Origin of the sequence: Nonomuraea sp. NPDC049758 (assembly GCF_040674635.1) — a bacterium.
Lineage (GTDB): Bacteria > Actinomycetota > Actinomycetes > Streptosporangiales > Streptosporangiaceae > Nonomuraea.
Map to the genome: position 1 here is coordinate 46816 of NZ_JBFAMZ010000023.1, position 12469 is coordinate 59284.

10 protein-coding genes are annotated in these 12469 nt (G+C 66.1%); 4 read left to right on the top strand and 6 right to left on the bottom strand.

Going from position 1 to position 12469, the window contains the following annotated elements:
• Positions 1-8 precede the first annotated feature (8 nt).
• From AB0J46_RS42065 to AB0J46_RS42075, 3 genes are read left to right on the top strand one after another with little or no spacing between them, the layout of a single operon-like run.
• Positions 9-1463, top strand: coding sequence for a glycosyltransferase (locus AB0J46_RS42065; RefSeq protein ID WP_364340585.1), 1455 nt, complete (start codon positions 9-11; stop codon positions 1461-1463).
• On the top strand, positions 1451-2494 hold the full coding sequence (locus AB0J46_RS42070) for a glycosyltransferase (protein ID WP_364340587.1): 1044 nt from the start codon (positions 1451-1453) through the stop codon (positions 2492-2494). The genes AB0J46_RS42065 and AB0J46_RS42070 overlap by 13 nt, the downstream gene beginning before the upstream one ends.
• A gap of 28 nt (positions 2495-2522) precedes the next feature.
• On the top strand, positions 2523-3557 hold the full coding sequence (locus tag AB0J46_RS42075; protein ID WP_364340589.1) for an alcohol dehydrogenase catalytic domain-containing protein: 1035 nt from the start codon (positions 2523-2525) through the stop codon (positions 3555-3557).
• A 245-nt stretch (positions 3558-3802) separates the two neighbouring features.
• Here the strand turns inward: AB0J46_RS42075 and AB0J46_RS42080 are convergent, their stop codons facing one another.
• Positions 3803-4075 carry an integrase core domain-containing protein gene (locus AB0J46_RS42080; protein ID WP_364340591.1) on the bottom strand — a complete coding sequence of 91 codons (273 nt, stop codon included), beginning with the start codon at positions 4073-4075 and terminating at the stop codon, positions 3803-3805.
• A 278-nt stretch (positions 4076-4353) separates the two neighbouring features.
• On the opposite strand from AB0J46_RS42080, the gene AB0J46_RS42085 reads away from it, so the two are divergent.
• The gene (locus tag AB0J46_RS42085) at positions 4354-5031 is read left to right on the top strand and encodes a methyltransferase domain-containing protein (RefSeq protein WP_364340593.1); all 678 of its coding nucleotides are present in this window, start codon (positions 4354-4356) and stop codon (positions 5029-5031) included.
• A 181-nt stretch (positions 5032-5212) separates the two neighbouring features.
• On the opposite strand, the gene AB0J46_RS42090 is transcribed toward AB0J46_RS42085, so the two are convergent.
• The 5 genes from AB0J46_RS42090 to AB0J46_RS42110 all read right to left on the bottom strand — a co-directional run bounded on the left by AB0J46_RS42090 (position 5213) and on the right by AB0J46_RS42110 (position 12429).
• On the bottom strand, positions 5213-6307 hold the full coding sequence (locus tag AB0J46_RS42090) for an integrase core domain-containing protein (protein WP_364340595.1): 1095 nt from the start codon (positions 6305-6307) through the stop codon (positions 5213-5215).
• Between the two features lie 888 nt (positions 6308-7195).
• Positions 7196-7963: a hypothetical protein gene (locus tag AB0J46_RS42095; protein ID WP_364340597.1), complete on the bottom strand. Its 768-nt coding sequence runs from the start codon at positions 7961-7963 to the stop codon at positions 7196-7198.
• A 157-nt stretch (positions 7964-8120) separates the two neighbouring features.
• Positions 8121-9464, bottom strand: coding sequence for a PQQ-binding-like beta-propeller repeat protein (locus AB0J46_RS42100; protein WP_364340599.1), 1344 nt, complete (start codon positions 9462-9464; stop codon positions 8121-8123).
• Positions 9465-9589: 125 nt separating this feature from the next.
• On the bottom strand, positions 9590-12100 hold the full coding sequence (locus AB0J46_RS42105; protein ID WP_364340601.1) for a tetratricopeptide repeat protein: 2511 nt from the start codon (positions 12098-12100) through the stop codon (positions 9590-9592).
• 41 nt (positions 12101-12141) lie between these two features.
• Positions 12142-12429, bottom strand: a complete 288-nt coding sequence (locus AB0J46_RS42110; RefSeq protein ID WP_364340603.1) for an SAM-dependent methyltransferase — start codon at positions 12427-12429, stop codon at positions 12142-12144.
• Positions 12430-12469 lie beyond the last annotated feature (40 nt).

Consider the following 12469-nt stretch of genomic DNA (forward strand, 5'->3'; position numbering starts at 1 on the left):
AAGGACCCATGAAGAAACCCAGTATCGGCCTGGTTATCCCGGCCAGGAACGCGGCCCGCTGGATCGGACAGGCGCTGTCCTCGGTCGCCGCGCAGACGCTCCCCGTGGCGCAGGTGATAGTGGTAGACAACGGATCCCAGGACGATACAGCCGACATGGCCCGGCGCTGGCGGTCGCTGTTGCCGCTTTCCGTCGTGTCGATCGACCATGCCTTGACGCCTGGACAGGCACGCAACGTGGGCATTGAGACACTGGAGACCGAGCTTGTCGCGTCCCTGGACGCCGACGATTACTGGCTACCGCACCACGTGGAAACGATGAACCGCCATAGGCGCGACGACCGACACCTCGTGACGACCGGCTGGCTGGCCTGGAACGAAGCCGCCGCCGGCAACTGGCGAGGGCTAGTGCCACAGGTCCCGACGAAAGATCAATTGGCGATCCTTGCCCTGGCGAACTTCGCCGGGCCGTTCACCCTGCATTCCCGCACACAATTCGATCAGGTGGCCGGATATTCGCCAGACCTCGGCATAGGCGAAGACTGGGATCTGTGGATGCGCATGCTGGAAAGCGGCGCGACGATCGTCTCCACCGGCACCATCTCAGCTGTCAAACGCCTGCATCAGCACAGCCTCGGGCACTCCATGCACTGGGAGGCACGCGAGCGCCCTCCTCTCGAGCGCGCGCTGCTACGACTGCCCAGCGGAGCAGCCAGAAGAGCGGCGGCACTGGGCATGCTGCTCAGAGCAGGCGCCGAGGCGCTCGCCCGAGATGCCCAGCCGGTCCACCCCGCAGCAGAGCATGCGCACGTCAATCAGGCCTTGAGCGAATCGGCATGGGCTCGTGACCTCGGCCTGACCCCCGATGCGGAAGTCTCCATCCGCTACGCCCATCCCGATCTGGGAACCTGCCTGGTCTTCGCACCGCCCGAGCGTCCCGCCGTGATCGTGGCCGTCACCGAAGAGCGCGGCCGGCCCGAAATCTCCGCCCTGTTGGTCCGCACCATGCAAGACGTCGGCTGGCGCTTCGAGCCGATATTCCTGAACGAGCGCATCTGGCCTTTCTTGGCCGCCCGCTATCCCAACGAGGTCCGCGCCACTGCGAGCGGATTGCATGCGAAGTTGTACGAGAGGCTGATCGCGCCCGGCCTACTCCGAGAACAGCCGTCGCTGATGCCAGGCACGCCGATACGACTGATACCGAGCGTGGATGTGAGCTTTTCCCAGCAGTGGTTCAGCGACAGCGGCGTGCTCGTCCGGCGGCAGACCGGAGAGGTCTTCCCGCTCGACCGGGCCGGTTGCCTGCTCTGGAAGCGGCTCGAGTCCGACGGCGACGTGCGCGACCCGCTGCAGGGCCTTCCGCAGCCGCATCCCGCCGACGATGCCACTGTCAAGCTGATGGGCGAGCTTATTCGGCGCGGCTTCGTGAATTCCGAGGAGAACGTGGTCGCATGCGTGAACTAGCCACCGTCATCATCTCCAAGAACGAGGGCGAAGAACTGCGCAGAACGGTCGACTGCATGCTCGAGGTCCAGCCCACGAACTCGGAAATCATCGTGGTGGACGACGCGTCGACAGATGACAGTTGTGCCTTCCTCACCGGAGCCACGTACGCGGACGTGCGATATATGCGCTCCGACGCGACGCTCGGCGTCGCCAAGGCCCGCAACTTCGGCGCATCAGCGACAGACGCCACCTACCTGGTGTTTTCCGACGCGCACGTGCGTGTGCAGCCAGGTTGGTGGGAGGGGTTCCGGGCAGCCCTGGAGACCACCGGAGTCGGGGCGGTGGGCCCCGGATTCGGAAACCTCGCCGACATCGCTCGTGCTCCAGCGTGCGGTGCGACATTCACTCGCCCAACGCTGAAAGCGCAGCTCATGGAGCAGAAGGGAACGGGCGCATACGATGTTCCGCTGCTGGGCGGCGGCTTCCTCGGGGTGCGTAACGACCTCTGGCGGCAGGTTGGCATGTTCGACGCCGGAATGCAGGGACTCGGTTTTGAAGACAGCGAATTCTGCATGCGGCTGTGGCTCTTCGGATATCGATGTGTCGTGCAGAGCGACGTCGTCGTTCTCCATCACTTCCGCGATGCCCCGCCGTACTATGTCGACACGGCTTGGTACATCTACAACCGGCTTCGGTTCGCGACCCTGCATCTGACCGGCGCGCGTCTGGCGGACGTGTTCTCCGAGTCTGCGGCCCTGCCCGTCTTCCGGGAGGCACTACACAAGCTCGCCGACAGCGATGTGATCGCGCGCAAGGACTGGATCGAGTCCTGGCGCAGACATACAGATGAGTGGTTCTTCGATAAGTTCTCCATTGACCTGTCGTTGGCATCAGACTTCCTGGCCCGGCTCACGGGTTCGCTCACCGCCTTAGCCATCCCTCAAGACAGTGATCGGCTCTGCGACAATGATCTACTCCTGCTTGTCAGAAGAGGCAAAGTTTTGATGACTGGGTCCCTTTCCGAGCTGCGGGCCGAGGGCTATGTATGAGCCGATTCGCTGAAGAAGGGCATAACTGATGTGGGCCACAGTGATTCGCGGCATCAAAGACGTGAAAGTGGAGGAGGTGCCGGACAGCCATATCCAAGCCGGGCACGATGCCCTCGTCCGCGTAACACATACGTGCATCTGCGGCAGCGACCTGTGGGCCTACAAAGGCGTGTCCAAGCGCCGGTCGGGCCAGCGCATGGGGCACGAATTCATCGGGCTTGTCGAAGACACCGGCGCCGATGTGTCACGCCTACGGCTGGGGCAGCGGGTCTTGGCGCCGTTCACGTGGGCGGACGGCGCCTGCGAGTTCTGCCTGAGCGGATTGCCGACCTCGTGCGTCAACGGAGGAGTCTGGGGACTGCCGGGTGCGGACGGCGCCCAGGGAGAGCTCGTTCGGGTGCCATTCGCCGATGCCACCCTGGTTCCACTGCCAGGCAATGTGCCCGAGGCGATGATGCCTGCCCTGCTCACCTTGTCCGACGTTATGAGTACCGGCCATCACGCGGCCATCACCGCCGGGGTCAAACCGGGATCGAGGGTGGCCGTGGTCGGCGACGGCGCGGTCGGGCTGTGCGCCGTACTCGCCGCCCGGCGGCTGGGCGCAGAAGAGATCATCATTCTGGGCAGACATGCGGCGCGTACAACGATCGCCCGGCGATTCGGCGCAACGCACGTGGTAAGTGAGCGGGGCCCGCAGGCGGTGACGGCCGTCCGGGAGATCAGCGCTGGCCACATGGCCGACGCCGTCCTTGAGGCTGCGGGAACGGCCGAGTCCATGCGTACCGCGCTCGCCCTGACCCGCGACGGCGGGACCGTCGGCTTCGTCGGCATGCCCTACGGCGGCGACGCCGTCGACCTTGGGCAGATGTTCGACCGCAACATCACCCTCGCCGGGGGCGTGGCACCGGCCCGCAAATACATCCCTGAACTGCTGCCGGAGGTCCTAGAGCGACGGCTGGACCCCTCCGCCGTCTTCGACAAGGAAATCGCGCTGGCCGATATTCACGAGGGCTATGCCGCGATGGACAGTCGCGTGGCGCTGAAAGTCCTGATACGCATGTGAGGATTGGCGACGGCCCCTATCAGGTGGCCGTCCGGTCGCTGGCTCAGGCTGATGGTGCTGCACCGCTGGATGTGGAAGAACGTCCGCCGACGTTTCACCGACCAACACGGCCAGTGGCGCGAAACCTCGGCGGACGGGATCGACTTGTTCGAAATTGCGCCTACCCATAATTTCATCCATGCAGGTCAAGAGGCATGTGAGTACTCATGGAGGACGCCGTCGAGCTGGTCTTTGCCGGCGTATGTTTAGGTCGGTGATGCGGTCAAGGTCTTTGATCGGGTCCGGGACGGGCGCAGCGGGGCGGCTTGGTTCAGACCCTGGTAGGCGCGGCGCTGGTTGTAGAAGTGTTCGTACTCGCGCAGGGCATATCGCAGGTGGCGTTCGTTCCAGAGCAGGCAGCGGTCGAGAAGCTCGTGACGGCATGACTGCACCCACCGTTCCATGATCGAGTTCATGTGCGGCATTCGGATGCCGATGGGTACCGTCTTGATGTCGGCTTCGGCGAGGGTCTCGTTCATGAGCGCCGGGATTTCCCCTCCCGATCATGGATCTGGGAGTGCGCCCGGCAGCCCGCATCGTCCAGTTTCATCATCTGGCCAGGCGCAGGTTCCCCATCAAGGAGGGGGAACCGTGATCATCAGCCTGCTGTGGCATCGCCGCAACGCGGCCGGCCTGCGCTGGTACCGCGTCGTCTACCGGCTCGCCTACCACCTGGGCCTGGCCGTGTGGCAGCGGCCCGCCCCGCCCGCCGACCTGGTCACGCTCGTCGAAGGGCCCTCGCTGCTGCCGCCCGGACGTGGCCCTGGACCTCGGCTGCGGCACCAGCACCGGCACCGGCACCATCTACCTGGCCACCCACGGTTGGGACGTCACTGCCATCGACATGGTGGCCAAGGCCCTGGCCACCGCCCGCCGTAACGCCACCGCCGCAGGCGTGACCCCATGTTTCATCCACGGCGACGTCATCCGCCTGCACGAGCTCGGCACCGGCGACGGCTACACCTTGCTGGTGGACTTCGGCTGCTTGCGCAACCTGCCCGAAGGCCTTGCCGAGCATTTCCGCCTACGCCAGCGCGCCCGTGCCCTCTGCGAGTCGTTCACCGTCGCTCCTGAGCCCAGGCCCCAGCAGGACCTGAACCCGATCATCGAGGACTTCGTCACGTGGCTACGCGATCGAGATGGCCGCCGGCCCGAACGAGAAGACATCGCCACGCTCGCCGACACCTGGTCCCACCTCTCCGGACCCGGCTACTATGCCTGCTCCCCGTATCGGATCGAGCACGCCGTGATCTTAGTCGCAGACGGATACGTCGAGAAGTACGCCGAGGCCGTCCTCGATCCGCTGCCACAGTGGGTCGAATGGTGCATCGAATGCACCGGCCTGACAGGTGAACTGGCAGAGCGAGCCCGCCAGGCGGCCGCGAACAACCGGTGGGACGGATCCGACGGCATGGACCTGCGCCGGACCGAATAGTCGCACCGCTCCCGGATATCCGGGCCGGGTGGCGTCCACGGGTTAGAGCACGTGCCGAGCACTGCGACTGACCTCTATCGATGGTGTTGGCACGGCTGGAGAGCGGGATCCATTCCTGGGAGCCAGGATGCAATGACCCAACAGGATGGCTGCCGTGCTCGGCGCGTGCTCGTACGCCCCGTCACGCATCGTCAGGACCCGACACTGCGTGACACGCAGAACGGGTTGAAATGGGAGTAACCGTCACCAGCTGGCACGGGGCGGCACTAAAAGATCTTGCTTCTAATCCGACGGTCGCAGGTTCGAATCCTGCAGGGCGCGCAACCGAGACCAGGCAATCTGAGGGTTGACCTGGTCTTTTGCATGATCGGTGGTCTTGGCTCGTAGGCAGGGTGAGGCGGCCGAGAGCAGCCCTGTGCCACTGGTCGCGGAACATACGCGGAATGCTCGCAGGCCCGTTTTCCCAGGTGGTGCGGTGGTTTCGAGGCTCGGAAACGACGAAAGGACCCCGAGATGTCCCGGGGTCCTGCCGTGCCTGTAGGTCATGCAGCGTGGTATTCGTTGATCGTGCCTGTGGCGACGGGTTTTCGGCGGACGATCCCTGGTCGTTGAGGTCGGTTACGTCGCGGGCGGGTTGGGTTGCGATGTCCGGGGGACGTTGGTGCCTGGACTGGTGCGGCCGGTGCCCGTTGTAGTGGATCAGGTACTCCTGAAGCACAAGGGTCAGGTGGCGTTCGTTGAGGATCAGGATCCGGTCGAGGAGTTCGCGGCTCAGGGTGCCGATGACGCGCTCGCAGATGGCGTTCATTCTCGGCGTCCGCGGCAGCGTGGTGATGTCCCGCAGCCCTTCAGATGTGAAGACCTCCCGGAAGGCGGAGGTGAAGAGCGGCTCTCGATCGTGGATCACGAACCGCAGCCCTGAGATGCGATCACCAAGATCCATCATGAGATGGCGGGCCTGCTGCACTGTCCATGCCCCGGTTGGGTGCGCGGCTACTCCGGCCAGGTGCAGTCTCCGGGTGCCGTGCTCGATGAAGACCAGCACGTACAGGCGTTTGACCATCATCGTCTCGACCACGAGGAAGTCGCAGGCAACGATCGCGTGGGCTTGTGCGGTCAGGAACTGTCGCCAGGTCGGCCCGGCCCGGCGGGGTGCCGGATCTATACCGGCTGTGTGCAGGATCTCCCACACCGTGGAGGTCGCGATCGGATAGCCCAGGCGCGCCAACTCGCCTTGGATTCTCCGGTGCCCCCAGGTCGGGTTCTCCCGCGCCATCCGAACGATCAGTCTCTTGACGGGTTGACGGGTTGACGGGTTGACGGGTTGACGGGTTGACGGGTTGACGGGTGCGGGGCCGTCCCGGGCACCGCCTGTCGGTGAAGGTCCACGTACGGGCTACCAGGTGACGATGCCAACGCAGGATCGTCGCTGGAGTGACCGGGAAGATTTTCGTCCACTGGTGGCGGCAGACCAGCTGCGATAGCGCTGCAAGCCAGAGCTGGTCGGCGTGGTCCCACTGTGGCCGGCCGTCGAGTTGGCGGCGGAGCACCTGGTTTTCGTGACGAAGAACCAGCAGCTCAACGTCCTTAGACAGATCAGCGCGAACCAGGATCGTCAGCGCCGAAGAGGTTCCTCAGCAATTGATAGACCAGCGACAACAACACTTGGCGATGGTCGCAGTCGCTGCCCTGGACGCGCAGCAAAACCGCAGTTCACAGCACGAGACCGTACTTTCGAGCAAGACAGGGTGGCATGGACGCTATCGCGGTTGTGGTGCCGTCGCCGGTGCGAGTGATGCGGTGCCCGGCCGGGCACACGCACACGAAAACGGACTGGCAGCTCATGGCGCCCTTTGAGCCTTCGCGCAAGGTGAGCGTAACCGCGGCGTCATGGCTGGCGGCCCGGACATTTCGGCCAAAGCTGACGACGGTGCGGGGGCAACACGGGCTGGTCCGGGTGGGAGGCCTGCCTCGGCCGGACCAGACCCGCACCGCCGGCCTCACCTTCGCCTACGTGCCGCGCGAAAGCACGCGACTGATCCACAGCGGCTCATGCGCGAGCAGCCGTCGGCGTGAGGGCGGCGGCGGTGTTCGGCCACCTCTCCTTCGCGGTCGTCCCGCCGGTCGGGGTGGCCGCGCGCACGGTGGACTGTCACCGGTGTGATCAGCGGTAGGGGCGCAATGCCCGATGCAGGGCGGAGAACTCCTTGGAAGCCGTGATGCCGGGGATCCTCATGACCTCGCTTACCAAGGTGGCGTTGCCCTTCATGCAGCCTGAGCTCTCGGGCTCGATCTTCCACGAGAATCGACTCGGATAGAAGAATTCGTCGTCGCCCGCGCTCACGAGCGCGATAGGGCCGATGTCGATGTCGCTGCCGTCCGCGTCGTGAAGGCGAATCGTGACTACTCCGACCCAGGGCGCCTTCCCGGCTTCCTTGGGGTCGGGGCCGATTGTCACCGAAAATCGGTCGTTCTCGCCTGATTTAACATCGAATCGCACTTCATCGGTCGTCGCTCTGGTGAAGGGCGGCTTGCTGGACAGGGGAATCTCGATGGCGTAATGCGCTGCGATGCCCAGATCTCCGCCCGTGCCCCCGCAGGTCTCCAGAAGCTCGGATCGTGTCACGTACGCGGTCACCTTCGTGATGACGGCGGAGCCGCTGCCGCGATTACGGACGGAGATGTCGACCGCCGGACCGTTGAGCCCCGTCGCCTTCTTCGTGGTTCCGTCGGTTGTCTCCACCCCGTTCAGTTCGCTGGTGAAGCGGGCGCTTACCGCAGTGACTTCCAGGAGCCCTTTTCGCTCGGACTCCTTCTTCGCGGTTTCCGCTTGGCTTGCGCCGCTGCGCGCGGAGTCGAAGGCGGGAACCAGCGCGATCAAACTGGCGGCGAGGGCCACAAGAGAAATCGCCGCGGCTGCGATGGCGATCACCGTGCCGGGAGCGCGCCACCCGTCTGTCCGGTCGGCGGATGAGTTAACTCTTCGCGGCGACGGTGGCGGTGCCGGCGGTTTCACTCCCTGCGATGGCACGGAATGTCACTCCCTTTTCAGGAAATCGTCGAGTGAGAATGGGACGCGGCAGTATCTCTCAGAGAGTATTGCCGGTAGAGACGTCGTACACGGAGATCTCTTCTCCGTCGTGGGCATATATCAGATCACCGGCGACTATCTGCACCGAACCCTTCATGGGGGTCGACCAGATGATCTCGCCTCCGGCGGTGTCGATGGCGGTCACCTTCCGCGCGTCGGTGTTGATCAACGCCAGTCCCGAAGGCCCGGCGAGCATCCCTGAAATTCCGCCGAGCTCCTGCCTCCAATGCTCCTTTCCGGTTTTCGGGTCGATTCCGCGCACGGAGCTGCTGCTGCCGTCGAAGGCGGAGAAGTTCGCGATCAGGAGATCGTCGTGAAGCAGCATCTGCGGGTTCGTCTCCGGTACAGGCAGAGGGAAGGACCAGACCTCCTTGCCGCTCCGGCCATGCAGGGCGAGCAGTCGTTCCCCGGCGGTGAGGTGGAGCAGCCCGTTGCTCGCGAGGGGCGACGTCCCGGCCAGGGGTGGCAATGTCCGGGCCCAGACGACCTGGTTCGTCGTGGTGGACACCGTGCGCACTTTCCCGGGGATGCCGACCATGACCGTGGTGCCGTCGTCCTGTTTCTGCTCGGTTGTTCGATAGCCGATCACATGGACCAGATCGCCGTCCACTCTGAAGTCCAGGTGGCTCGTGTCCGAGATGGTTTCGGACCACAGGGTTTCGCCGGTTCTTCGATCGAGTCCCGTCGCTCCGAATTTCCTGCCGAGCTGATTGACGAGGATCAGCGTATCGTCACACGTCTTCATCCACCGACCCTGCTGTGCCCCAGCCTTCCAGAGAATCTCCCCAGTGGTGATGGACAGGCCGAATATGTGGCTCTGAGTGGCCGCTGCGACGAGATCGCCGGAACCGGCGATCTCGAAAACCGGGCCCCCGGGAACCTTTCGGCGCCACATGGTCTTCCCGTCGGAGGCGCAGAGCGCCAGGACCTCGCTCGTCGTATCACCGTTTCCGCCGCCGAACAGAACCAGGCCGTCGGCCGTGAGCAGTTGCGGATAGTGCGGTTGCCCGCCATTGTCCCAATTAGGGGCACTTCCTGTGGAAGTACGCCACCTGAGGAGGCCGCTACGCGCGTCCCGCAACCAGATGACGTGATCTGGTCCGGTTCCGAACAGCCATGGTCCGGTGAGGGACAGTGATTCACGCAAACCCGAGAACGGCACCGGCCAGACCGGCTTTCCGGCCGCTATGCCCGCATCCGGCAAAGACGGGCAACGGTGAGATTCTTCATCGCCTTTGTCTGAACCATTGCCGGCCTGACAGCCAGCGAGTCCCATGACGGAACACAGTGAAACGGCACCCCAGAACGCGAATGTCCTTCGTGTCATGTCTTCGGGGGACACCGGGCCACCATCCATCGTCGCGCTCTCGTCCGCAGGTCCATTCAGTGTCGAGGCAGGGGAGGTCCGATGCCAGGGAAATCCGTGTAGTCCGCGGAATCGCTGCGGAAATGCGGAACCGGTGGTGGCTACGGCCGGTGCTCGACCAGCGTGTCCAGGGCATGCGTCAGTCCCAGACGCTCGCCGGCGGCGTACTCCTGACGGAAGGCCTTCTCTCCGAGCAGTTGCCGGATCCGGCCGATGCTGCGGTCGCGGCTGTGCACCAGGGCCGAGAACCCCCACAGCTGGGGGGCTCCGGCCGGCTGCCAGACGCTGTGCGCGGCGCCGAGCAACTGCGCCGCCGGCCGGGGTTCTCCGAGCTCTGCCAGGACCGAGGCGAGCGTCTCGCTCACGGTGGCCACCCCGAGCCGGTCACCGAGCCGCCGCTTGAGCTCCAGGCTGCGCCGCAGCAGAGCGACGGCTTCCTCTGACCGGCCGATCTGGGCATGCTCCATGGCCAGCGTCCAGAACAGATAGGAGCGATGCCAGATCTCGCCGCAGGACTCCGACAGCTCCAGCGCCTGCTGGAAGAAGCCGGCAGCCTCCTCATGGGCGCCTTGTATCGAGGCCGCCAGCCCGAGCTGGGCCAGCGCCTGCTGGCCCGTCAGCATGCCGGCGCGGTGCCCGGCGGTTCTCAGCGCCGCCCACGACTGCTCCTGCGAGCTGTCGATGTCACCGATGAACAGTCTGGACAGTCCGCGTAGCTGGTGGACGGCAGCGCGGATGTCGTGCAAGCCCTCGCTCTCGTTCCGGATGACGGGCTCGACACGATTGAGCAGGCCCTCGGCGCCGTCACCGTCACCGTGCAGGAGCAGGACGAACGCGGCGCTCCACAGTGTCCGGCACCAGGCGGAGGCCAGACCGTCATCGGGTGGTTCGGGGTGAAGGCCGGTTATCCGGCGCATCCAGTGGACTGCCTCCCCGACCTTCCCGCGCGCGATCCAGTACATCCACAGCGCGTACGCCCCCTCGAAGAGGACGCTGGACGCCTGCTCCTCGGCCAGCGCGTGCGTGAACGCCTGCCGGAGATTGGCGTGTTCCTCCCCGAGCCGTTCGAGCCAGGCCTGTTGCCCCGGCGTGGCGTACGCCTCCTCCGCGTGCCGGGCGAGGCCGAGATAGTGGTCGAGGTGCAGGCGTCGCGCGTGCGGCTCACGCCCCGAGGCGACCAGCCGCTCCTGCCCGTACAGGCGGACCGTCTCCAGCATGTGCAGCCGGGTCCGTCCGCCGGGTTCGGTTCGCCGCAGGAGCGACTTGTCGACGAGCCCCGAGATCGCCTCGAACGCGGCGTGCAGGCCGAGCCGCTCGTCGGTGCACGCTACCTCGGCGTCCGCGAGGGACACGTTCCCCGCCGACACGGACAGCCGCTGCCACATGAGCTGTTCGTCCGGCGAGCACAGGTCGTAGCTCCAGTCGAACACCCCGCGCAGCGTCCTGTGCCGTGGATGCGCCGTACGTTCCGCGCCCGTCGGCCCGAGCAGGAGGAAGCGCCGGTCGAGCCGGTCGAGCAGGTCGTCGAGGGACAGGGTGCGCAGGCGGCGGGCGGCCAGTTCCAGCGCCAACGGCAGCCCGTCCAGCAGGCGGCACACCGCGGCCACCGTGGCGCGGTTCTCGGCGGTCACGCGGAAGCCCGGCGACACCGCTCGCGCGCGGTCGGCGAAGAGGTCCACAGCCACCGAGTCCGTGCCGGTGTCGCCAGGGGGTGGGAACGGGCCGACCTCCAGCACATGCTCACCAGCCACGTTCAACGGCTGCCGGCTCGTCGTCAGGATGTGCAGACTGGGCACGGCACGCAGCAGCGTCTGTGCCAGGGCCGCGGTCACGTCGAGCAGGTGCTCACAGTTGTCCAGCACCAGGAGAACCTGCCGGCCGCGGAGTGCCTTGGCGATGGCCTCAAGGGGTCGCTCATCCGCATTGAGCTGCACGCCGACGACGGTGGCGACGGCATGGTCCACCATGGCCCGCTCGGTCAGCCCGGCCAGCTCGACGAGCCACACCCCGGCAGGGAAGCGGCTCGCGGTCTCCTCCGCCACCCGGAGGGCGAGGCTGGTCTTGCCGACGCCACCGACCCCGGTCAGGGTCACCAGACGGGTGGTCAGGACCAACCGGGCGCCCTCTGCCAGCTCACGTTCCCGGCCGATGAAACCGGCCAAGGCCGACGGTAGGTTGCCCGGGAACTTGAGGGGATCCGCGGCCCGGTCGGCCCGCGGTTCCGGGCCGGGCGCCGGGCCTGGTTCCGCTCTGTCGGCGGACAGGGAGATCTCGCGCCAGCGAGCTGCCCAGGTGTCGAGGAGCGCTGGCAGGTGCCAGTCAAGCGCGGTGCCAGACGCCCGCCGGGGCTGGGCTTCCGCGAAGGCGGCGCAGGCCCGGACGTACGCCTCGACGACGCCCCAGGACGGCCGGGCGCGCCCGGAGGCGGCGTTGCGGAGCGAGGTCTCGGAGTACGGTGTGCCCAGCCGGCCGGACTCGCGGGCCAGCGCCTCGTAGCTGGGATCACCGGCCTGGTCACGCAGGTCCCGCATTGCCTGGGCGAAGTTCCCGAGGGGGGTGCCGGGGTTGGACAGGGGAGAGAGTCGCCGCCCGGGACGCGCCGATCGACCCATGCCGCCTCCGCCATGATGGTCCTTTCGGACAGCGGTCGATTCTAACCGACTCGTCCTGGAGATCGCCGGTGGTCGGCCCGGCGCCGACGCCGGGAGCGCGGCACTGTCGTCGTGTCGCCCAAGGGGCAGGGCTCGACCGCGAGCCCGCCGTACATCGAGACCATGGAGTCCTCCATGAGCAGCGCCTGGTCGTCGGGCCGCCACCGGTGCACCGGCACCACACCCGGCTTGATGAGCTCGAACCCGGTGAAGAAGTCCTCGATCTGCGCTCTGGTACGGGCCTTGGACATGATGCCGCGGCGAATGTACTGGCCGACGGCCTCGCTCACCAGCCTGTACCGCTTCAAAACTCATCGCGTGGTGCTTGAT